Annotated in this window: 21 protein-coding genes; 11 read left to right on the plus strand and 10 right to left on the minus strand. The window is 72.9% G+C overall.

All coding sequences use genetic code 11. The features are described from left to right. Window positions 1–11 precede the first annotated feature (11 nt). The 4 genes from EXU48_RS04880 to EXU48_RS04895 all read right to left on the minus strand — a co-directional run bounded on the left by EXU48_RS04880 (window position 12) and on the right by EXU48_RS04895 (window position 4056). Window positions 12–1547: a trypsin-like peptidase domain-containing protein gene (locus tag EXU48_RS04880; protein WP_235856836.1), complete on the minus strand. Its 1536-nt coding sequence runs from the start codon at window positions 1545–1547 to the stop codon at window positions 12–14. Between the two features lie 94 nt (window positions 1548–1641). Then, a complete protein-coding gene (locus EXU48_RS04885; RefSeq protein ID WP_133106447.1) occupies window positions 1642–2541 on the minus strand; it encodes an anti-sigma factor family protein in 900 nt (299 codons plus the stop codon). After that, window positions 2538–3191 (minus strand): RNA polymerase sigma factor SigE, encoded by a 654-nt coding sequence (gene sigE, locus EXU48_RS04890; protein ID WP_133106448.1) that lies wholly within the window; start codon window positions 3189–3191, stop codon window positions 2538–2540. Before sigE ends, EXU48_RS04885 begins: the two co-directional genes overlap by 4 nt. 121 nt (window positions 3192–3312) lie before the next feature. Continuing rightward, the gene (locus EXU48_RS04895) at window positions 3313–4056 is read right to left on the minus strand and encodes a tetratricopeptide repeat protein (RefSeq protein ID WP_165962685.1); all 744 of its coding nucleotides are present in this window, start codon (window positions 4054–4056) and stop codon (window positions 3313–3315) included. Between the two features lie 151 nt (window positions 4057–4207). On the opposite strand from EXU48_RS04895, the gene EXU48_RS04900 reads away from it, so the two are divergent. Then, complete coding sequence (locus EXU48_RS04900) at window positions 4208–4840, plus strand: O-methyltransferase (protein ID WP_328591624.1); 633 nt, start codon at window positions 4208–4210, stop codon at window positions 4838–4840. Between the two features lie 21 nt (window positions 4841–4861). Here the strand turns inward: EXU48_RS04900 and EXU48_RS04905 are convergent, their stop codons facing one another. Genes EXU48_RS04905 through dapE form a run of 5 tightly spaced genes read right to left on the minus strand, consistent with a single transcriptional unit; the run spans window position 4862 to window position 8806 of the window. Next, entirely contained in the window at window positions 4862–6397 is a 1536-nt protein-coding gene (locus EXU48_RS04905) for a leucyl aminopeptidase family protein (RefSeq protein ID WP_133106451.1), read from the minus strand. A gap of 7 nt (window positions 6398–6404) precedes the next feature. Continuing rightward, window positions 6405–6572 (minus strand): DUF3117 domain-containing protein, encoded by a 168-nt coding sequence (locus tag EXU48_RS04910; RefSeq protein WP_133106452.1) that lies wholly within the window; start codon window positions 6570–6572, stop codon window positions 6405–6407. Further along, complete coding sequence (locus tag EXU48_RS04915; protein ID WP_133106453.1) at window positions 6544–6795, minus strand: hypothetical protein; 252 nt, start codon at window positions 6793–6795, stop codon at window positions 6544–6546. The genes EXU48_RS04910 and EXU48_RS04915 overlap by 29 nt, the downstream gene beginning before the upstream one ends. Window positions 6796–6845: 50 nt before the next feature. After that, the gene (locus EXU48_RS04920) at window positions 6846–7652 is read right to left on the minus strand and encodes an LOG family protein (RefSeq protein WP_133106454.1); all 807 of its coding nucleotides are present in this window, start codon (window positions 7650–7652) and stop codon (window positions 6846–6848) included. Beyond that, window positions 7649–8806 carry a succinyl-diaminopimelate desuccinylase gene (gene dapE, locus EXU48_RS04925; RefSeq protein ID WP_133106455.1) on the minus strand — a complete coding sequence of 386 codons (1158 nt, stop codon included), beginning with the start codon at window positions 8804–8806 and terminating at the stop codon, window positions 7649–7651. The genes EXU48_RS04920 and dapE overlap by 4 nt, the downstream gene beginning before the upstream one ends. A gap of 220 nt (window positions 8807–9026) precedes the next feature. Between dapE and EXU48_RS04930 the strand changes: the two genes are divergently transcribed. The 3 genes from EXU48_RS04930 (at window position 9027) to EXU48_RS04940 (ending at window position 12414) form a co-directional block, all read left to right on the plus strand. Further along, window positions 9027–9974, plus strand: a complete 948-nt coding sequence (locus EXU48_RS04930) for a fatty acid desaturase family protein (protein WP_133106456.1) — start codon at window positions 9027–9029, stop codon at window positions 9972–9974. Between the two features lie 118 nt (window positions 9975–10092). Then, entirely contained in the window at window positions 10093–11562 is a 1470-nt protein-coding gene (locus tag EXU48_RS04935; RefSeq protein ID WP_133106457.1) for a sugar porter family MFS transporter, read from the plus strand. Between the two features lie 96 nt (window positions 11563–11658). After that, window positions 11659–12414, plus strand: a complete 756-nt coding sequence (locus tag EXU48_RS04940; protein ID WP_235856837.1) for an NADPH-dependent F420 reductase — start codon at window positions 11659–11661, stop codon at window positions 12412–12414. 52 nt (window positions 12415–12466) lie between these two features. On the opposite strand, the gene EXU48_RS04945 is transcribed toward EXU48_RS04940, so the two are convergent. Continuing rightward, window positions 12467–13933, minus strand: a complete 1467-nt coding sequence (locus tag EXU48_RS04945) for an NAD(P)H-quinone dehydrogenase (RefSeq protein ID WP_133106459.1) — start codon at window positions 13931–13933, stop codon at window positions 12467–12469. Between the two features lie 29 nt (window positions 13934–13962). On the opposite strand from EXU48_RS04945, the gene EXU48_RS04950 reads away from it, so the two are divergent. The 7 genes from EXU48_RS04950 to EXU48_RS04980 all read left to right on the plus strand — a co-directional run bounded on the left by EXU48_RS04950 (window position 13963) and on the right by EXU48_RS04980 (window position 22296). Further along, a complete protein-coding gene (locus EXU48_RS04950; protein ID WP_133106460.1) occupies window positions 13963–14832 on the plus strand; it encodes a purine-nucleoside phosphorylase in 870 nt (289 codons plus the stop codon). Next, complete coding sequence (locus EXU48_RS04955) at window positions 14829–16580, plus strand: phospho-sugar mutase (protein WP_133106461.1); 1752 nt, start codon at window positions 14829–14831, stop codon at window positions 16578–16580. The genes EXU48_RS04950 and EXU48_RS04955 overlap by 4 nt, the downstream gene beginning before the upstream one ends. After that, window positions 16577–17854, plus strand: coding sequence for a threonine ammonia-lyase IlvA (gene ilvA / locus EXU48_RS04960; RefSeq protein WP_133106462.1), 1278 nt, complete (start codon window positions 16577–16579; stop codon window positions 17852–17854). Before EXU48_RS04955 ends, ilvA begins: the two co-directional genes overlap by 4 nt. A 349-nt stretch (window positions 17855–18203) precedes the next feature. Further along, entirely contained in the window at window positions 18204–18824 is a 621-nt protein-coding gene (locus EXU48_RS04965; RefSeq protein WP_133106463.1) for a CYTH domain-containing protein, read from the plus strand. Between the two features lie 87 nt (window positions 18825–18911). Next, window positions 18912–19949 (plus strand): deoxyribose-phosphate aldolase, encoded by a 1038-nt coding sequence (deoC, locus tag EXU48_RS04970; RefSeq protein WP_133106464.1) that lies wholly within the window; start codon window positions 18912–18914, stop codon window positions 19947–19949. A gap of 11 nt (window positions 19950–19960) precedes the next feature. After that, the gene (locus tag EXU48_RS04975; RefSeq protein ID WP_133106465.1) at window positions 19961–21409 is read left to right on the plus strand and encodes an aldehyde dehydrogenase family protein; all 1449 of its coding nucleotides are present in this window, start codon (window positions 19961–19963) and stop codon (window positions 21407–21409) included. Continuing rightward, window positions 21406–22296, plus strand: a complete 891-nt coding sequence (locus EXU48_RS04980) for an aldehyde dehydrogenase family protein (protein ID WP_133106466.1) — start codon at window positions 21406–21408, stop codon at window positions 22294–22296. Before EXU48_RS04975 ends, EXU48_RS04980 begins: the two co-directional genes overlap by 4 nt. Window positions 22297–22341 lie beyond the last annotated feature (45 nt).

Consider the following 22341-nt stretch of genomic DNA (forward strand, 5'->3'; position numbering starts at 1 on the left):
GCTACCTGCCGCTACTGGCTCTCTTGTTCGCCGAGGGTGACCTCGATGTCCCGCTCGCTTCCGTCCTCCAGGAGCGTGAGGGTGACGACATCCCCGGGCGCGTGGGCGCGGATCTTCACGATCAGCTCGTCGGCGGTGGTCACCGGCTCGCCGTCGATGGCGACGATCACGTCGCCGGCCTCCAGCCCGGCCGCGTCCGCCGGACCGCCGGGGGTGACCGGCTCCACGCCGTCGGCCTGGTCCGCGGGCACCACCTGCACGCCCTCGCCGGTGTAGTCCCCGGCGATCGTGGCGCCGATGATCGGGTAGGTCGCCCGCCCGGTCTCGATGATCTGCTCGGCGGTGCGCCGCACCTGCACGCTGGGGATCGCGAACCCGAGGCCGATCGCGCCGGCCTGCTGGTCCGTCGCGATGGCGGTGTTCACGCCGATCACCTCACCGGAGGCGTTCACGAGCGGGCCGCCGGAATTGCCCGGATTGATGGCGGCGTCGGTCTGGATCGCGTTGATGAAGCTGCGATCGCTGCCGCCGGCCACACTGACCGGCCGGTCCAGGGCACTGACGATGCCGGACGTGACCGTGCCCTCGAGGCCGAGCGGGGCGCCGATCGCGACCACGGGTTCCCCGACCACGACCGCGTCGGAGTCCGCGAGCACGAGTGGGGTCAGGTCGCCACGGTCCACCCGCAGCACGGCGAGGTCGTAGTCCGAGGTGGACCCGACGATCTCGGCCTCCTCCTGGGACCCGTCCGGGAACACCACCACGACCTGCCCGGCGCCGTTGCTCGCGGCCGCGATCACGTGTGAGTTCGTGACGACGTAACCGTCCTCGCGGAGCACGAAGCCACTACCGGTGCTCCCGCCCGCGCCCGTTCGTACCTCGATGTAGACGGTGCTGGGCAGGACCCGTGCGGCGATGCCTGCCACGGAGTCCGGGTTCAGGTCACCGCCGGCGGAGCCACCCGAGCCGGTCGCGACGTCCGAGGTGGGGATCTCCGACCCTCGGGAGCCGTCCTGGAGCAGCACCCGTCCGCCGACGATCCCGCCGAGGACGCCCAGGAGCAGACACAGGGCCATCAGGAGCGCGACCACGGCCGCGGGGACGCCCCGGCGCCGCGGCCGCGGGCGTGGTGCGTCACCGGGATGCGGCGGGAAGCCGGTGGGCCCCTGGTTCGCCGGCACCGACGGCGGTGTGGGCCCTGATGAAATCGAGGGCCCCGCCGTCGGGCCCGCGAAGCCCGACGGCGCAAGGGCGCCCGTGCCCCGCGGAGTCGGCTGGGTCGGGTGGCCGGGTGGGCCGTAGCCGCCCTGGGCCGAGCCGTCCGTGCGGCCGGGTGAGGCGTAGCCGCCCTGGGTCGTCACCTCGGTCCGGCCGGGCGCGGCATACCCCTGGTTCGGGGCGGACCAGCCGGCCATCGGCGCGGTCGCGTTCGTCGGGCCGGGACCGCCGGCCGCCGCGGCGCCGCCGGTCGGCGCCCAGGCCCCGTCGGGATGCGGGCGCTCTTCCGGCCGGTCCTGCTCGCCGGACGGTCCGCCGGATGTGGTCATGGGGTCCATTCTCTCCCGATCCACGGCGGCCCGGCACACGGTGGCCGAGCCGCGCACCTCCGGCCCCCGGGTTCGGGCGTCCGAGCCACGGCGATCAGAACGTCGGGATCAGGCCGGACAGGGTCGTGGTCAACCGGTCGAGGACGGATCCGCCGCCGGCCGGCAGGCCCTCGATGAAGTCGTGGGCGGCGCTCCCGTCGGTTCCGGAGCTGACCGCGACCACGGAGTCGTCGCACTGGACGACCCACCACTCACCGGAGACGAGATAGACGGTGTGGTCACCGATCCGGGTCGGCTCCAACGGGGCGAGCATCGCCGGGTCGAGCACCCCGTGCTGCTCGAGGACCATGACCTCCCGGTCGGATCCGGGTGTGCTGAGGGTGACCTGCAGGATCTCGCCCGTCTCGGGCGCCGGCGGCAGCAGACCGACATCGGCGATCACCATGCCGGCGGGGAGCTCGTCCGGGGCGGCCCATCCCGACTCGATGATCCACTCGGTGCGGGACCTGTCGTCGGCGGTGTCCGCCGGGGCGGCCCCGGTCCCGGGGGTGGTGCTGGTGCTGCCCGCCTGGGCGCCGCCGGCGTCCATGAGCGGAGTCAGGTCGTCGACACGGCGGGGCTGCTCGCCCAGCACGAACAGCGTGAGTGCGAACACTCCGAGCGACGCGACCGCGCCGGTCAGGACCCGGGTCCGCAACGGATGGCTCGCGGTGACGGGTCGCCGGGCGGGCGCTCCCAGTGCTGCCGGGTCGATCCTCGGGCCGACCGGTCCGGGGCGTTGTCCGGGGATCTGGAGCGCGAGCAGGCGCGCGGTCAGGTCCTCGCTCGGGCGGGCGTCCCCGGCGGACCGGGCCGCGGACCGCCAGGCGCGCTCCTCGGCGACCTCCGCACGGCACTGCGCGCAGGAGGCCACGTGCGACATCGCTCGTTCGGCCTTGGCCGGCGGCAGCTGGCCGTCGATGAGTGGGGAGATCAGCGGTCCGAGGTGGCTCATTGCTCCGCCTCCTGGGCCGCGGCGATCGCCTGTGGCGACCGGTGCGCGAGTTCCTTGCGCAGCTGGGCGCGGCCGCGGTGGATCCGGGAGCGGACGGTGCCCATCGAGATCCCGAGGGTGGCGGCGATCTCCTCGTAGGACAGTCCCTCGATGTCGCAGAGCACCACGGCCGCGCGGTACTGCGGCTTGAGGGTGTCGAGTGCGACCTGGATGTCCAGATCGAGGTTCTCGTGCTCGTAGCCACGTTCCGGCGACCCACGTTCACCGGTCTCGGGGATCCACTCGGCCGCCTGACCGAGCGCGTCGAAACGGATCCGCTTCTTGCGCCGCTGACCGTCCAGGAACAGGTTCGTGGTGATGCGGTGCAGCCAGCCCTCGAAGGTGCCCGGCTTGTAGGAGTGCAGGGAGCGGAACACCCGGACGAAGACCTCCTGGGTGAGATCCTCTGCGTCGGCCCGGTTGCCGGTGAGCCGGTAGGCCAGCCGGTAGACCCGGTCGGAGTTCTCGCGGACCACGCGCTCCCACGTGGGCGGTTCCCAGAGCGGCTCGGTTGCCTCGGGAGTCGTCAGGTCCCCCGCGACCGGCGTGACCGAGCCACCGACCAGTTCCCCTACGTCGGCCTGGGCCACCACCACCGGCTGCTCCTCCATGATCCGTCGAGTCTAGGTCGGTTACCTGAGAACTCCCTGGGAGAACGAACGGGGACGCCGCGAGGTTCCGAACCGTTCCGCGGCGTTCGTGGCGCAGGTTCTCGTGGGCTCGTCGGGCTGCTCAGGACGGCTGGTGGCGGGTCAGCAGTGCGATCTCGGCGTCGACGTACTCGTCGTCGATACCGGCGGCGAGCAGGTCACGCTTGAGGGCGCGCTGCATGCCCAGAGCCTGCGCGTCGCGGCCGAGGAGCCGTAACGTCCACGCGACCATCCACCGGGCGATCTGCTCCTCGCGTCCCTGCCCGGCGTCGTGCCGGAGCCGCTGTGCCTGCCGGAACACCGCCAGGGCGGAGTCCGGATCGCCGGCGTCGACCAGCGCGCAGCCGAGGTTGTTCAGCACACTCGCCTCCCATCGCCGGGCCCCCGGGTCCACCGCCGCCCGCGCGGCCCGCAGCGCCGTGCGGTTCGCGGCCACCTGCTCCTGCGGGGTCGGCGCGATCAGTGCCAGCATGTGCAGGGCGTCGATCCGGAGCGCCTCAAGCCCCGCGGCGGCGGCGAGCTCGGCGGCCTCCCGCAGCGGCGGCTCCGGGTCGGAACGCCCGCCGCTGCGACGGAGCCGGCCGCGCTCGAGGGCCACCCGGACCGCGACCTCGGCCGGGGGCGCCCCAGGACGAGCCCCGGGGGTGAGGCTGTTCAGCAGGCGCTCCGCCTCGTCGTGCTCGCCGCACAGACCGAGCGCGCGGGCGAGGTGCGTGGTCAGGACGTCCCGTTCGATCCCGTCGGCGCCCGCGATCGCCACCCGGAACCGTTCGGCGCTGCCGGCCGGGTCGTCGAAGTTCCAGAGTGCGTCGACGTCGTCGGACATTCCTCTCCCTCCGGGCCGGCAGGGCCGACACTGCCCGGTACCGCCCGACCCGCAACCACCCGGCGCAGGCCGGCGCGGGATGGCGACCCACCCGCCCGCCTGCGGTAACGATACGATCCACTCCACACACGCTCGCACCGGGAGGCCCACCATCGCTGCCGACAAGGCCCAGAGCTGGGCCTACACCGAAGACTTCATCACCGAATCCGAGGCTGCCGCGGCCGCCCGGGCGCGCGCGGAGGAGTTCGGTATCCCCGCCGTCTCCACGGGCACCGGCGCCGCCCTGCGGCTCCTCGCTGCCGCCTCCCATGCCCGCGCGGTCGCCGAGATCGGCACCGGGACGGGGGTTTCGGGCCTGTGGCTCCTGGACGGGATGCACCCCGAGGGCGTCCTGACCACCATCGACGTCGAGGTGGAGCACCAGCGCGCCGCCAAGGAGGCGTTCGCCGCCGCCGGGGTCCGTGCCACCCGCACCCGACCGATCTCGGGGCGCGCCCTCGACGTGCTGCCCCGCCTGGCGGACGCCGCCTACGACCTGGTGTTCATCGACGCCGAGCCGTCCGAGGCGGGCGACTACGCCGACCAGGCGGTGCGGATGCTGCGCAGCGGCGGCTCGCTGGCGGTGACCGACGCGCTCTGGCACGACCGCGTCGCCGACCCGGCGCGCCGGGACGAGGCGACCGTGGCGATGCGCGAACTCGGCCGGCGTCTGCGCGAGGACGAACGGCTGATCCCGGCCATGCTGCCCAGCGGGGACGGCCTGCTGGTGGCCGTCAAACGCTGAGGCGAGTTCCGCCGTCGCCCCTCATGACAGCGACTGCAACCAGCGCAGCAGCACCCGGGCGCCGAACCCGGTGGCCCCCTCAGTGACCTCGTGCTCGGCCTTGGCCGAGCGGGCCGGGCCGGCGATGTCGAGGTGCGCCCACGGCGTCGCCCCGGCGAAATGCTGCAGGAACAGCGCGGCCGTGATCGACCCCCCGGACACGTGCGGGTCCGTGGTGATGTGGGACAGGTCCGCCACGGCCGAGTCGAGGGCGTGCCGGTACTCCTCGACGAGCGGCATCGGCCAGAGGGGCTCGCCGGCCAGCTCCCCCGCGGCCACCAGCGCGTCGCGCAGGTCGTCTGCGGTGGCGTACAACGCGCCGTGGCGCTTGCCCAGGCCGAGGCTCGCGGCGCCGGTCAGGGTGGCCACGTCGACCAGGATGCCGGGCTCGAACTCGGTCCGGGCCCAGGCCATCGCGTCGGCGAGCACCAGCCGCCCCTCGGCGTCGGTGTTCCCGATCTCGACCGTGGTGCCGTCCACCATGGTCAGCACGTCGCCGGGTCGGTAGGAGGACCCGGAGAACGCGTTCTCGGCCAACGGCAGCACGCCGATGACGCGGACCGGCAGTTCGGCCCGGGCGGCGCCGAGCACCGCCCCGAGCACCGCCGCCGCGCCGGCCATGTCCGTCTTCATGCCGATCATGGCGTCCCGGGGCTTGATCGAGATACCGCCGGAGTCGTAGGTGATGCCCTTGCCGACGAGGACGACGGGGGTGCCGCTCGCCCCGGCCGGGTTGTGGTCCACGACGACCAGGCGAGGTGGCGTGACCGAGCCGTGCCCGACCGCGAGGATCCCGTTCAGTCCCCGATCGGCCAGCCAGGTCTCGGTGTGCACGGTGACCTTAACCGTGCGCCGGCCGCGGGCGAGGCTGCGGACCTGGTCCGCGAGCCACTGCGGGTTCTTCAGGTTCGAGGGGGTGGCCGCGAGGGTTCGGGTGAGCAGGGTGGCGCCCGCGGCGATCTCGGCGTGAGCCACGGTGCCGCGGTCCGCGTCACCGACCAGCGCGATCCGGCCCACCGGTGCACTCGGCCCGGTGCCGGTCCCGGTGAACGGCGGCCGGTAGGAGCCGAGCAGCGCGCCCTCGACGAAGGGCTGGACCTCATCCTCGACACCGTCGGCGGCGAGCGTGGTGACGACGGTCCCGACGCCGGCCGCGCACTTCGCGACGGCGGCACCGGCGCGTCGCATGGCGACGGTCGAGCCGTCCCCCACCCCGACGAGGACGATCCGGCCCGGCAGCCCGTCCCACGGCGCGGCCCCGCCCGTGAGGGCGGGCAACGGAACGCCGATGGCCTCACCGACCGCGCCGGTGGAGCCGGACCGGGCGGCGAGGTCGTCGAGGTCGATCCCGTAGGCGGTCGCGGCCTCGGCGGCACCGGCCCCGGGTTGCACCCGGCCGCCGTCGGAGCCGGCCGGGGCGATCGGCAGCGCGAGCACGGCCTCCCGACCGAACCCGGCGAGCAGGTCCCGGCTCAGCGGCCCCGGTCGTACCTCAAACTCGGGACTCGCCTGCACCATCGGGGCGTCAGCCGGCGACGGCGCTCAGTGCGTCACTGAGTTCGCTCGCCTCGGTGGCGTTCAACTCGACGACGAGTCGACCTCCGCCCTCAAGCGGAACGCGCATGATGATGCCCCGACCCTCCTTGGTGACCTCGAGCGGTCCGTCACCGGTCCTGGGCTTCATGGCGGCCATGGGCAAACTCCCTGCTGTCATCGGGTGGTGCGCCCTCGCGGTTGGAGGCAACGTTGTCTGCCGACGTCCCCGGAGTGGTGCTCTGCTCGGCCCATTCTATGCCAGTTCGCCTCCCGGCTTCCGCCGCGCCCCCGATCCGGCCGGTCGAGACGAGCCAGGCGACGACCAGCACGACCACGATCATCAGCGCGAACACGCCGGTGACCCACGTCACCCAGCTCATGCCTCAGCCCCGGCCGGTTCGGGAACGTGTCGGCGGGCCGCCCGAGACCGTCATTCCGGGCCCATGGCGCCGGCCCGGGAGGCGGCCGCCTGGGCTGCTGCGAGTTCCTCGCGGCGTCGGCTCCGGTTCGCGTTCAGCACGATCTCGACGGCCTCACGCGGGTCGTCGGTCAGGTGCAACAGGTCCGGGTCGTGCGCCGAGATCGTGCCGCGCTCGACCAGCGTGTTCTGCATCCAGTCGATCAGACCGGCCCAGAACGTCGTCCCGATGAGCACGATCGGGAACCGCTTGACCTTGGTGGTCTGGACCAGGGTGAGCGCCTCGAAGAGCTCGTCGAGAGTGCCGAACCCGCCGGGGAGCACGATGAAACCCTCGGCGTACTTCACGAACATCGTCTTGCGGGCGAAGAAGTACCGGAAGTTCACCCCGAGGTCCACGTACTCGTTCATGCCCTGCTCGAACGGCAGCTCGATGCCGAGACCCACGGAGGTCCCCCCGGCCTCGTGGGCGCCCTTGTTCGCCCCCTCCATCACGCCGGGGCCACCGCCGGTGATGACCGCGTACCCGGCCTCGACGATGTGCCGGGCCACCTCGATCGCCAGGGCGTACTCCGGGTCCGCCGGCTTGAACCGCGCCGAACCGAACACACTGATCGCGGGGCCGAGCTCGGCCAGGGCGCCGAAGCCCTCCACGAACTCGGCCTGGATGCGCATCACCCGCCACGGGTCCATGTGCAGCCAGTCCGCACCCTCGGCCGGCTCGAGGAGCCGTTCGTCGGTGGTCTTCTCCGGGATCAGCTTGCCGCGCAGTTGCACCGGACCCTTCCGGTAGTTCGCTCGGTTGTTCGTGATGCTCATCGGCCTTCCGTTCCGTCCGTGGCGGCCTGCGGAGCCGAGGCCGTCGGTGTACTCAACCACGCCGCGAGAGCCCGCGTGCACGTCCTGATCTGTTCGGTCGCCACCTGTTCGTCGTCGGCATGCGCCAGCATCGGGTCGCCCGGGCCGAAGTTCACGGCGGGTATCCCGAGTTCGGTGAACCGGGCCACATCGGTCCAGCCGTACTTCGGGCCCGCCTCGCCGCCGGTCACCGCGGTGATCGCCTCCACGAACTGGCGGGCAACCGGGTGGTCCAGGCCGGGCCGGGCGCCGGCGGAACCGTCCGTGAGGGTCACCTCGAAGCCGTCGAAGACCTCCCGCACGTGCTCGAACGCCTGCTCGAGGGTGGCCGACGGGGCGAACCGGTAGTTCACCGACACCGTGCACTCGTCCGGGATCATGTTGCCCGCGATGCCGCCGGAGATGCCGACGGCGTTCAGCCCCTCCCGGTAGGCCAGCCCGTCGACGTCGACCTCGGCCGGGACGTACCGGGCGAGTCGGTCCAGGATCGGGGCGGCGTCGTGGATGGCGTTGTGCCCACGCCATGCGCGCGCCGAGTGGGCGGTGGTGCCGTGCGTGCGGACATCGACTCGCAGGGTTCCGTTGCAGCCGCCCTCGATGCCCCCGGCGGTGGGCTCGCCGAGCACGGCGAAGTCGCCGGCGAGCCAGTCCGGGTGGGCGGCGACCACGCGGCCGAGGCCGTTCTCGTCGGCGCTGACCTCCTCGTGGTCGTAGAAGACCCAGGTGACGTCCTTGCCCGGTTCGGGCAGCGTCATCGCCAGGTGCAGCGCCACCGCGACGCCAGCCTTCATGTCGACGGTGCCGCGCCCCCAGAGGACCGGCTCGCCGTCGGGGCCGGTGCGCTCCTGGGTGGGCAGATTGCCCTGGATCGGGACGGTGTCGATATGCCCGGCGATGACGACCCGCTGGGCCCGCCCGAGCCGGGTCCGCGCCACGACCGTGTCGCCGTCCCGGAGCACCTCGAGGTGCGGTGCGCTCAGCAGGAGTGCCTCGATGAGGTCGGCAAGCGCCGTCTCGTCGCCGCTGACACTGGGGACGTCGCAGATCGCGCGGGTGAGTGCGACCACATCGGTGGTCGCCGGATCGGGCAGTCGGTCAGGCGCGGGTCCGAACATGATGGCGAGCCTAACGGGCGGCACGGGGGCTAACCCCACCCCGGGTTCAGGTGCGGGCCCGATCGTCGGGGGCCGTACGACCGCACAGGCTTGAGGCACACCCGAGCGGCCTGTGCCGGTGCTCGGCCCCGACCCGAACGGACCCCCATGACCGGACCTCGCCCGCCAGGTCCGGGAGGCCGGCCTCCTGCGCCGTCGACCCCGGTACTACGCCGCGAAGATGACCGGACTGCTGGTCGCGTATGTGATCGCCGGATGGGCGCTGGTGACCATCGGCACGTCCTGGTGGCAGCTGGCCCTGGCCGCAGGGCTTGGGGTGCTGCTGACCCAGACCGCCTACCTCGCCCACGATGCCGCGCACCGGCAGATCTTCACCTCGGGACGAGCCAACGACTGGGCGGCGCTGGTGATCTCCGACCTGTTCGTCGGGCTGAGTCACGGCTGGTGGCAGCGCAAGCACACCCGTCACCACGGGAAGCCCAACCAGATCGGCGCCGACCCGGACATCGGCACCGGGGCGCTGGTGTTCATCCCCGCGGACGTGCCCACCCGCACGGGCTTCGCGGCGTGGTTCGTGCGCCGGCAGGGGTGGCTGTTCTTCCCGTTGATCACCCTGGAGGGTCTGGCCCTGCACGTCACCGCGATCCGCACCGTGTTCGGGCGCGCGCCCGTGAAGCACCGGTCCGTGGAGATCGTGTTCCTGCTGGTGCGGATCGTCGGGTACCTGGCCGTGGTGTTCTGGGTGATGGGCGTCGGACTGGGGCTGGCGTTCGTGGCCGTCCAGCTCGCCGTGTTCGGCTTCTACATGGGCGCCACGTTCGCACCGAACCACAAGGGCATGCCACTGGTCCCGCCGGACGCCCGGATCGACTTCCTGCGCCGCCAGGTGCTGATGTCCCGCAACATCTCGGGCTCGCGGGTGGTGGACGTGCTGATGGGTGGGCTGAACCACCAGATCGAGCACCACTTGTTCCCGAGCATGCCCCGTCCGAGTCTGCGCCGGGCGAAGCCGCTGGTCCGCGCCCACTGCGCGGCCCACGGGATCGCCTACACCGAGACCACGCTCCTCGGGTCGTACCGGATCGTGGTGCGTTACCTCAACGACGTCGGGCTGGGCCGGATGGACCCGTTCGAGTGCCCGGTGACGGCACAGTTCCGGACCAGATGACGTTCGGCGGTCCCCGGCACGCCGCGCGGGCGCCGACCTTCTGCCCTAGCCTGCGTTGCGAGGGCCGGGCGAGACCGGCGCGACCACGCACCGCGCCTGGCCCGTAGGGGAGGGCCCCATGTCCGCAGGGAGTGAAACCGGCGACACCCCCGCGGTGAGCCGGTTGAACGCACGCATCATCGGGATCTGTGTCGCTGCAGCCGTCGGGGGGTTCCTGTTCGGTTTCGACACGGCGGTCATCAACGGCGCCGTCGACGCGCTGGCCGAGGAGTTCGCGCTCGGCGCCGGGCTGAAGGGCTTCGCGGTCTCCTCGGCGCTGATCGGGTGCGCCGTCGGTGCCTGGTTCGCCGGCCCGGTCGCGAACAAGCTCGGCCGGGTGCCGGTGATGCTGATCGCCTCGGTGCTGTTCCTGGTGTCCGCGATCGGTTCCGGGCTGGCGTTCGGGGTGACCGACCTGATCATCTGGCGGGTGATCGGCGGCTTCGGCGTCGGCGCCGCCTCCGTGATCGCTCCCGCCTACATCGCGGAGGTCTCCCCGGCCCACGTGCGCGGTCGCCTCGGGTCGCTCCAGCAGCTTGCGATCGTCACCGGCATCTTCGTGGCCCTGCTGTCCGACGCGCTGCTCGCGAACACGGCGGGCGGGGCCGCCGAGGAGCTCTGGCTCGGTCACCAGGCGTGGCGCTGGATGTTCATGGCCGAGGCCATCCCGGCCGTGCTCTACGGTCTGTTCGCGCTGCGGCTGCCCGAGTCGCCGCGATTCCTGGTGGCGCGCGGCAAGTACGACAAGGCCTCGGCGGTGCTGCACGACTTCACCGGGATCGTCGAGGTGAACCTGAAGATCGAGGAGATCAAGAAGACCCTCAACCGGGAGAAGAAGGAGTCGCTGAGCGACCTGCGCGGGCGTCGGCTCGGACTCAAGCCGATCGTCTGGGTCGGGATCCTGCTCTCGGTCTTCCAGCAGTTCGTCGGCATCAACGTGATCTTCTACTACTCCACGACGCTGTGGCGCTCGGTCGGGTTCGAGGAGTCCGACGCGCTGACGATCACGGTCATCACCTCCGTCACGAACATCCTCGTCACGATCGTGGCGATCCTCCTCGTGGACCGGGTCGGACGCCGCCCGATGCTGCTCGTCGGCTCGGTCGGCATGGCCGTGTCCCTTGGCCTGATGGCGCTGGCGTTCTCGTTCGCCACCGTCGTGGAGGCCGCCGACGGCACCAGCACCGCCGAGCTGGCGGCACCGTGGTCCACGGTCGCGCTGATCGCGGCGAACGTGTTCGTGGTGGCGTTCGGGGCCACCTGGGGTCCGCTGGTGTGGGTGCTGCTCGGCGAGATCTTCCCCAACTCGATCCGCGCCGGAGCGCTCGCCGTCGCGGCCGCGGCGCAGTGGGCGGCAAACTTCCTGGTCTCGACCACGTTCCCGGCCCTGGCCGACGTCGGGCTCACCCTCGCGTACGGCATCTATGCCGTGATGGCCGTGCTGTCCTTCTTCTTCGTGTGGTTCAAGATCCCCGAGACCAAGGGGCGCGAGCTGGAGGACATGAACGAGGACCTGGTGGTGCGCCGTGGCCGGGTGCGAACGACCTGAGCCGGCCACGGGCCGCACGGGCCGAACCGGAAGGAATAGCCGGACCCGCTGCGGGCGTTGACCGCGATGACCCCAAGAACCGACCCGGAGTGCCCCGTGACCGACCTCGCCCCGTCCGCCGATCGTCCCGACGACGGAGGGCGAAGCGGCCCCGACCACACCGGCGCCACGGCCGAGGGCGCAGCGGCTGCGAGCGCCAGGCCGGGGAGCGGCACCGTGGCCGTCCTCGGCGCCGGCCGCGTCGGCACGGCCATCGCCCGGGTCGCGATGCGGTCCGGATACCGGGTCCGGCTCGCCGCCTCCGGCGACCCGAAGCTGATCGAGCTGATCGCGCAGATCATGGCGCCCGGGGCCCTCACGGCCACGGCGGCGGAGGCGGTCGCGCCGGCGGACCTCGTGATCCTGGCCGTGCCGTTGGGCAAGCACACGACGCTCGACGGCGACGCCCTCGCCGGGAAGATCGTCGTGGACGCCATGAACTACTGGCCGAGCACGGACGGCCGCGACCCCGAGCTCGAGACCGCCCCCAGCACCTCCGAGGTCGTCGCGCGGCACCTGACCCGCTCGGCCGTGGTCAAGACGCTCAACCACATCGGCTACCACGACCTCGAGGAGCAGGGCCGCCCGGCTGGCAACCCGGGTCGGCGGGCCCTCGCGGTCGCGGGTGACGACCCCGACGCCACCGCGTTCGTGCGCACCTTCGTGGACCGACTCGGCTTCGACCCCGTCGACGCCGGGGACCTCGCCGCCGGCGTGCACCTGCAACCGGGCACGCCGGTCTTCAACGGGCAGCACGACGCGACCACCCTGGTGACGCTCCTACGCGAGGCACCCGCCGCCGTCGGGCACTGAGCAGACGCCCGGCACGCCGGGCAGATGCCCGGCGGCACCCGGACCGCCGGACTCAGCCGCGGGCGTCGTGCAGTGTGCGCGCGGCCTCGGCGATCGACCCGGACAGCGAGGGGTAGACCGTGAACGCGCTGGCGACCTGGTCCACGGTGAGCCGGTTGCTGATCGCCAGGGTGATCGGGAAGATCAGTTCGCTTGCCCGCGGTCCCACGACCACCCCCCCGATGACCAGACCCGAGGCCCGGTGGGAGAACATCTTGACGAACCCCTCGCGGATGCCGAGCATCTTCGCACGCGGGTTCCGGGCCAGTGGCAGCGTGGTGATCGCGCCACGCACCTCACCCGACGTGATCCGGTGCTCGGGCACTCCCACGGTGGCGATCTCCGGCGCGGTGAACACGTTCGCCGAGACCTGGCTCAAGTCCAGCGGGGCCACGGCGTCACCCAGTGAGTGCCACATGGCGATCCGGCCCTGCATCGCCGCCACCGACGCGAGGGCGAGCACGCCGGTGCAGTCCCCGGCCGCGTAGACGCCCCGGGCGGTGGTCCGGGAGACCCGGTCCACCTGGATGTGGCCGGACTCGCTGACCCGCACCCCGGCGCTGTCCAGCCCGAGGCCCTCGGTGTTCGGCACCGCGCCGACCGCGATGAGGCAGTGCGAGCCGCTCACGACGCGACCGTCCGCGAGGTCGACCTCGACCCCGTCGCCGACCCGGCGTGCCCCCGCCGCCCGCGACCGGGAGAGCACCACCATGCCGCGCCGCTTGAACACGGTCTCGATGAGCTCGGCGGCGTCCGGGTCCTCGCCGGGCAGCACCCGGTCCCGGCTGGACACCAGGACCACCTCGGCACCGAGCCCGTTGTAGGCGCCCGCGAACTCGGCCCCGGTGACCCCCGAGCCCACCACGATCAGTCGCTCCGGCACCTCCGTCATGGCGTACAGCTGGGTCCAGTTGAGGATGCGCTCGCCGTCGGGAACGGCGGTCGGCAGCACCCGGGGCCGGGCACCGGTGGCCAGCAGCACCACGTCCGCGGGCAGGCGCTGGTCGCCGTAGTCGGTGCTCGCGACGACCGCGCTCGGGCCGTCCATGCGCCCCTCGCCGTCGACCAGGGCCACGCCCTCGCGCTCCAGCCGGGTGCGGATGTCCGCCGACTGGGCCTTCGCGAGGTCCAGCACCCGGGCGTCGACGGTCGCGAAGTCCGCCTCGAACGAGCCGGCCTCGCCGTCGGCCGGCCGGATCCCCAGCTCCGCGGCACCCTCGGTCAGGGTCATCCACTCGGCCGTGGCGATCAAGGTCTTGGAGGGCACCACGTCGGTCAGGACCGCGGACCCGCCCAGGCCCTGCCGCTCCACCACGGTGACCTCGGCGCCTAGCTGCCGGGCCACCAGGGCCGCCTCGTACCCGCCGGGCCCGCCACCGATGACCACCACCCGGGATCCCTCTCGGGTGGAGGAGCGGCCGACGCCGGACGCGGGCTCGGTGGTCGTCGGTGCAGTCGGGGTGGAAGTCACGTGCGACATTGTGCCGTCACGAAGGTAGGTTCGGCATCGTGAGCAGCACCGAAGCCCCCGAGCCCGGCCCCGGCACCGACCTGGACGACCCGGCGACCGACCCGTTCGACGCCGCCGCGGAGGCCGCGGCAGCCATCACGGCGCGCAGCGGCGTCCCCCATCACGACGTGGCCCTGGTCCTCGGCTCCGGGTGGGGCGAGGCCGCGGACGTCCTCGGTGAGACCGTCGCCGAGATCGCCGCCGAGGACGTGCCCGGATTCTCCCGGTCCGGGGTGGCCGGGCACGCCGGCACCCTCCGCTCGGTGCGCTTCGTCGCGGCCGACGGCGAGACCCGCCACGCGCTGGTGCTCGGCGCCCGAACGCACTACTACGAGGGGCGCGGCGTGCGCCGGGTCGCGCACGGCGTGCGGACCGCGGCGGCCGCGGGCGCGCGCACCGTCGTCCTCACGAACGGGTGCGGCGGGCTGCACCGCGCGTGGGTGCCGGGGACCCCGGTGCTGATCAGCGACCACCTCAACCTGACCGGCACCTCCCCGCTCGAGGGGGCCACGTTCGTGGACCTGACCGACCTGTACTCGGCCCGGTTGCGTGAGGTGGCGAGGTCCGTGGACGAGACCCTGGACGAGGGCGTCTACGCCCAGTTCCGCGGCCCGCACTACGAGACGCCCGCAGAGGTCCGGATGGTCAAGGGGCTCGGCGGCGACCTGGTCGGCATGTCCACCGCGCTCGAGGCGATCGCCGCGCGGCACGCGGGGCTGGACGTCCTCGGGATCTCCCTGGTCACGAACCTCGCCGCCGGCATCTCGCCGGTCCCGCTCTCCCACGCCGAGGTTCTCGACGCCGGGGCGGCCGCCGGCCCGCGGATCAGCGCCCTGCTGGCCGAGATCGTCCGCCGGATCGCCTCATGAGCGACCTGGTCGCCGCCGCCCGGGCGTGGATCGCCGACGACCCGGACCCCGCCACCGCGGACGAGTTGCGGGAACTGCTCGACCACGCCCTCGGTGACGGGTTCACCGAGGGGGAGCAGCGGGCGGCACTGGCCGAGCTCGCGGACCGGTTCTCCGGGCCGCTCGAGTTCGGCACCGCCGGCCTGCGCGGGGCACTCGGCGCCGGCCCGCACCGGATGAACCGGGCCGTGGTCATCCGGGCTGCGGCCGGACTGGTGCGCTACCTCACCGATACCCTCGGCGCCGGGCCGCGCGTGGTGATCGGCTACGACGCCCGGTTCGGCTCGAGCGACTTCGCCGCCGACACCGCCGACGTGGTCGCCGCGGCCGGTGGGCACGCCTACCTGCTCCCCGCGGCGCTGCCCACCCCGGTGCTCGCGTTCGCGGTGCGCCACCTCGATGCGGATGCCGGCGTCATGGTCACCGCCTCCCACAACCCGCCCCAGGACAACGGGTACAAGGTCTACCTCGGCGGCCGTGTCGTCACCGACGCCGGGCAGGGCGCACAGATCGTGCCGCCCGCGGACGCGGAGATCTCGGCCCGGATCGCGCAGGTGCCCTCCGTGGCGTCGGTGCCGCGTTCGGCCGATGCCGCCGCCGCGACCGGCGGCCGGCGGGAACTGCTCGCAGCCGACATCGTCGACGCGTACGTCGACCGGGCCACGGGCCTGGTGCCCGACGGCGCCCCGCGCGACCTGCGCATCGTCCTCACCCCGCTGCACGGTGTGGGTGGGGCCCTCGCGGGCCGGGTGCTGGCCGAGGCGGGGTTCGCGGACGTCACACTCGTGGCCGAGCAGGCCGACCCCGACCCGACGTTCCCGACGGTGGCGTTCCCGAACCCGGAGGAGCCGGGGGCCCTCGACCTGGCCTTTGCCACGGCGGCCCGGGTGGGTGCGGACCTGATCATCGCGAACGACCCGGACGCGGACCGGTGTTCGGTGGCGGTGCCCGACCGCGACGCGGACACGGGCTGGCGCCAGCTCACCGGCGACGAGGTGGGTGCCCTGCTCGGGGAGCAGGCGGCCACCTCGTCGGCGCCGGCCGGTGGTGATGGTGAAGGCGTGCTGGCCAGTTCGATCGTGTCCTCCCGGCTGCTCGCAGCGATCGCGGTGCACCACGGCCTGACGCACCGGGCGACGCTCACCGGGTTCAAGTGGATCAGCCGGGTGGACGGGCTCGTCTTCGGCTACGAGGAGGCCCTCGGGTACTGCACGGACCCGGCCGCGGTGCGGGACAAGGACGGCATCACGGCCGCCGTCCGGGTCGCGACCCTGGCCGCCGGCCTGCGTGCACGCGGGCGCACGCTCACCGACGTGCTCGACGATCTGGCCCGGCGGCACGGGCTGCACGCCACCGCTCCGCTGTCGGTGCGGGTCGAGGACCGCGCCCTGATCGCGGCGGCCCAGGACCGGCTCCGGAAGGTGCCGCCGACCACCTTGGCGGATTCCGCCGTCGTCAGCGCGGTCGACCTGGCCACCGGCAGCCCTGACCTGCCGCCGACCGACGGCCTGCTCTACCTGACCGAGGCGAACGACCGGATCATCGTGCGACCGTCCGGGACCGAGCCGAAGCTCAAGTGCTACCTCGAGGTGATCGAGGCCGTCGGCCCGGACGAGGACCTCGGCCCCGTGCGGACCCGGGCCGTGGCCCGCCTGGACCGGCTGAGGGCGGACATCGCCGCGGCGGCCGGGCTGGATGCCGTGCCATGACCGGGGCGGCACCCGATTCGGTGACCGCGACCGGGGTGCGTGAGTCCGCCCAACGGATCCAGCACGCGGTGCACCGCACCCCGCTGCTCCGGTGGGAGCGGATGAGCGCGGCCACCGGTGCGACGGTGCTGCTCAAGCGCGAGGACCTGCAGACGGTGCGCTCGTACAAGGTGCGCGGAGCGTTCAACCTGATGCTGCGGCTGGACGCTGCCGAGCGGGAGCGGGGCGTGGTGTGCGCGAGCGCCGGCAACCACGCCCAAGGGGTCGCGAAGGCCTGCCACGAACTCCGGATCCAGGGTCGGATCTACGTGCCTCGGACCACTCCGCGGCAGAAGCTGGACCGGATCACCGCGCTCGGTGGTGCGTTCGTCACGATCGTGCCCGTGGGCTCCACGTACGACGAGGCGTCCGCGGCCGCCGCGGACTTCGCCCGTACCGACGGCGCCGTGCAGGTGCACCCGTTCGACGATGCGCGCACGATCGTGGGGCAGGGCACCGTGGCCAAGGAGATCCACGACCAGCTCGGCCGGAGCCCGGACGTCGTGGTCGTGCCCGTGGGCGGCGGCGGCTTGCTGGCCGGCATGGGGACCTATCTCGCGGACGCGTGCCCGACCACCCAGGTCGTCGGGATCGAACCGGCCGGGGCGGCATCCATGGCGGCCGCCCTGACCGCGGGCGGACCGGTCACCCTGGAGAACATCGACACGTTCGTCGACGGCGCCGCCGTGCGCCGGGTGGGCGCGCTCAGCTACGCGGTGGTCGCCACGCTCGGCGCCCCGGTGCGGCAGATCGCCGAGGGGCGCGTGTGCACCGAGATGCTCGAGCTCTACCAGACCGAGGGGATCATCACCGAGCCGGCGGGTGCCCTGGCCCTGGCGGCCGTCGGCCCGGCCGGCTCCGGTGCTCCCGTCGAGATCTCGCCCGGCTCGACGGTGGTGTGCCTGCTCTCCGGTGGGAACAACGACATCTCCCGATACGCCGAAGTGGTCGAACGGTCCCTGGTCTATCAGGGGCTGCGGCACTACTTCGTGGTCGACTTCCCGCAGGAGCCCGGGGCGTTGCGCACCTTCCTGGACTCGGTGCTCGGCCCCGAGGACGACATCTCGCTCTTCGAGTACACCAAGCGCTCCAACCGGGAGACCGGGCCGGCGTTCGTGGGGCTGACGCTCGGCTCGGCGGACGGCTACGACCCCCTGCTGGCCCGGATGGACGCCTCCGGGCTCACCTACCGGGTGATCGCCCCGGACTCCCCGCTGTTCCGGTTCTTCGCCTGAGCCGGCCACAGTGGACCGCGAGCAGGGCGCACCCTGCGGACGCCGTCAGGCCGCGAACACCGATCGGGCCGCCCCGTTCGAGGGGCGGCCCGACCACTCCCGAGCGGTGCTGCCTGCGCTTCGGGTGACCCCGGCGTCGCCAAGACGTTGGCCTTCCCCCCTGCCGCAGCACCGCGGGCGGACGCGGCGTTACCAGTGTGACTGGGGCGGGTAGCCTGACTCCCCGCGCGCCGCGGCACCAGGATAGCGGCACCCCGGGCGCGGAACGCGCCGGGGCATCCCCTCGACCCGCTGGCCGGACGAGCCGGGAATCGGCGGATTCCGGGCGCTCGCGCGGTACCGTCGGACCATGAGTGACACCGGGTACGGCGACTTCGAGTTCGAGCGGAAGTTCCTCGTCACCGATCTGCCCGTCGCGCTCCTCGACGAGCCGGCGCCGGACGTGATCGTGCAGAGCTACTTCCTCGCCTCGGACGGCTACGCGCTGCGGATCCGGCTGCAGATGCCGGCGCCGGCGGACGTGCCCCGCACGGGTGCGGAGGTGCTTGACGCGCTCTCGGGAGGGTTCACGTTCTGCACGCTGACCGCGAAGGGGCCCTCGAACGGCGGCACCAGGTATGAGGCCGAACGCGAGCTCGACCCGCATGTGGCCGAGCAGATGGTGCGCCGGGGCGGACAGCACGTGGTCAAGTTCCGGCACGCCGTGTGGCTCGGCGGGGACGGGTGGGTCATCGACGAGTTCCTCGACGACAACGCCCCGCTGCTCGTGGCGGAGGTGGAGCGCGGTGGCCCGGTCACCGACCTGGTCATCCCGGACTTCTGCGTCACCGAGGTCTCCGACGACCCAAGGTTCGGCAACGAGGCGCTGGCCGGGCGTCCCTATCGAGGTTGGGCGGCCGACTTCGAGCGTGAGTTCGCTGCCACCGGTCCCCGGTTCCTCCAGGAGTTCGGCCGCAACGAACGGCCCTGACCCGGCGCTGCGCTCGGCACCGCCATGTTGCCGCGGGCGCGACCGACCCGGGTCGTCCGGATGCCGGACACCAGTAGACTCGACGGCATGACTTCAACGGTGACGACGCCGTCGTCCGAGTCCGTGCCCAGGTCCCACCCGGCGGACCGGACCGGCGCCCAGGTGGCCGCCGACGCGGCCGCGGTGATCGGCTCGGCGGACCTGTCCGAGGCCGGCCTGCGCAGGTTCCTGCACGGCCTGCCCGGCGTGGACCGGGTCGGCGCGGACGGGCGCGCGGCCCACCTGGGCACCCGCTCGATCAAGACCACCGCCAAGGCGTGGGCGCTGGACCTGACCATCTCGATGGTCGACCTGACCACCCTCGAGGGCGCCGACACCCCCGGCAAGGTGCGCTCCCTGGTCGCGAAGGCGCGCACCCCCGAACCCGGTGACCCGACCTGCCCCCGTCCGGCGGCCGTGTGCGTGTACGGCGACATGGTCGCCGAGGCGCGCGACGCCGTCGGGAACTCCGGCATCAGGGTGGCCGCGGTCGCCACCGCGTTCCCCTCCGGGCGGGCCGGGCGCCAGGTGCGCCTGGCGGACACCCGCGACGCGGTGGCCGCCGGCGCCGACGAGATCGACATGGTGATCGACCGGGGCGCGTTCCTGTCCGGTGGGTTCCGCAAGGTCTACGACGACATCGTCGCGGTCCGGGAGGTCTGCCACGACGCCGAGCATCCCGCGCACCTGAAGGTGATCCTGGAGACCGGCGAGCTCGCCACCTACGACAACGTACGCCGGGCGTCGTGGCTCGCGATGCTCGCCGGCGCGGACTTCATCAAGACCTCCACCGGCAAGGTCTCCCCCGCCGCGACGCTGCCCGTCACCGTGATCATGCTCGAGGCGGTCCGGGACTTCCTGGCCACCACCGGGGTGCAGGTCGGGGTGAAGCCGGCGGGTGGCATCCGCACCGCGAAGGACGCGATCAAGTATCTGGTCTCGGTCAACGAGGTCGCCGGCGAGCCGTGGCTGGACCCGGACTACTTCCGGTTCGGGGCGTCGTCGCTGCTCAACGACGTGCTCCTGCAGCGCCAGAAGCTGGCCACCGGCGCCTACTCCGGCCCCGACTACGTGACGATCGACTGAGGACCCCACCCATGCCACGATTCGAATACGCACCGGCCCCGGAGTCCCGGGCCGTCGTCGACATCGCCTCCTCCTACGGGCTGTTCATCGACGGCGAGTTCGTCGAGTCCGCCTCCGGTGGTTCCCTGAAGACGATCAACCCCGCCACCGAGGAGTCCCTCGCGGACGTCGCCGTCGCCGACGAGGCCGACGTCGACCGAGCCGTCCGCGCCGCCCGCAGGGCCCAGGAGAAGGTCTGGGGCCCGATGCCGGGTGCGGAACGGGCGAAGTACCTGTTCCGGATCGCTCGGCTGCTGGCCGAGCGTTCCCGTGAGTTCGCGGTGCTCGAGGTGCTGGACAACGGCAAGCCGATCCGTGAGGCCCGGGACGTCGACGTGCCGACGGCGGCCGCGCACTTCTTCTACTACGCCGGCTGGGCGGACAAGCTCGACCACGCCGGCTTCGGGCCTTCGCCGCGCCCGCACGGGGTGGCCGGGCAGGTGATCCCCTGGAACTTCCCGCTGCTGATGCTGGCCTGGAAGATCGCGCCGGCGCTGGCCACCGGGAACACCGTGGTCCTCAAGCCGGCCGAGACCACCCCGCTCACGGCGCTGCTGTTCGCGGACCTGCTCCGCCAGGCCGAGCTGCCGCCGGGCGTGGTGAACATCGTCACGGGGGCCGGGGCCACCGGCGCCGCCGTGGTGGCCCACCCGGGCGTGGACAAGGTCGCGTTCACAGGCTCCACCGCGGTGGGCAAGCGGATCGCGAAGGAGATCGCGGGCACCCGCAAGCACGCCACCCTCGAACTCGGCGGCAAGGCGGCGAACATCGTCTTCGACGACGCTCCGATCGACCAGGCCGTCGAGGGCATCGTCAACGGCATCTTCTTCAACCAGGGCCAGGTGTGCTGCGCGGGCTCGCGGCTGCTGGTCCAGGAGTCGGTCGCCGCAGAGGTCGTCGAACGGCTGAAGGTCCGGCTCGGCACCCTGCGGGTCGGGGACCCGATGGACAAGAACACGGACGTCGGCGCGATCAACTCGGCCGCGCAGCTGGCCCGGATCACGGACCTGACGAAGGCCGGCGAGGAGGAGGGCGCGGTGCGCTGGACCGCCGACTGCGCCCTGCCGGAGCAGGGCTTCTGGTTCGCGCCGACGGTGTTCACGGACGTCTCCGCGGCGCACCGGATCGCCCGTGAGGAGATCTTCGGCCCGGTGCTGTCGGTGCTGACCTTCCGCACCCCGGCCGAGGCCGTGGCGAAGGCGAACAACACCCCGTACGGTCTGTCCGCGGGGATCTGGACGGAGAAGGGTTCGCGGATCCTGTCGATGGCGGACAAGCTCCGCGCCGGCGTCGTCTGGGCGAACACGTTCAATAGGTTCGACCCCACCAGCCCGTTCGGTGGGTACAAGGAGTCCGGCTACGGCCGGGAGGGCGGCCGCCACGGCCTGGCCTCCTACCTGATCGAGGGGAGCACCCGATGAGGGCGCCCGCACCCGCACGCATCGACGTGCGCAAGACCTACAAGCTGTTCATCGGCGGCGCCTTCCCGCGCTCGGAGTCCGGCCGGACGTACGAGGTGACCAGCGCGAAGGGCGCGTTCCTGGCGAACGCCGCGCAGGGTTCGCGCAAGGACGCCCGGGACGCCGTTCGGGCGGCCCGGTCCGCGCAGCCCGGGTGGGCCGGGGCGACGGCGTACAACCGCGGGCAGGTCCTGTACCGGGTCGCCGAGCTGCTCGAGGGCCGCCGGGCCCAGTTCGTCGCCGACGTCGCCGCCGGGGAGGGTCTGACCGAGCGGCGCGCACAGGACGCGGTGGCCGCGGCCATCGACCGGTGGGTCTGGTACGCGGGCTGGTCGGACAAGGTCGCCCAGGTCGCCGGCAACGCGAACCCGGTGGCCGGGCCGTACTTCAACCTCTCCGCCCCGGAGCCGACCGGGGTGGTCGCGGTGATCGCGCCGCAGGCCTCCTCGCTGCTCGGCCTGGTGTCCGTGCTGGCACCGGCGATCGTCACCGGGAACACCGTGGTGGTGGTCGCGTCCGAGGACCGCCCGCTGCCCGCGATCAGCCTCGCCGAGGTGCTCGCCACCTCGGACGTGCCCGCCGGTGTGGTCAACATCCTGACCGGCCGCACCGCGGAGATCGCCCCGCACCTGGCCAAGCACATGGATGTGAACGCCCTCGACGTGGCCGGTGCCCTCGGCGCCGACGGCATCACCTGGGGTGCGCTCGAGGCCGACGCCGCGGACACCGTCAAACGGGTGCTGCGCCCGGCCGGGGACGACGAGGCCTCCTGGGCCGACGCCCAGTCCCTGAACGCGATCCTCGCCTACACCGAGACCAAGACGGTCTGGCACCCGAAGGGCATGTGAACGGTCGAGAAGGACGCTCGACCGCGCGGAAACCCCCGGTCCGGC

The organism is Occultella glacieicola (genome assembly GCF_004353825.1).
GTDB classification, from domain to species: domain Bacteria; phylum Actinomycetota; class Actinomycetes; order Actinomycetales; family Beutenbergiaceae; genus Occultella; species Occultella glacieicola.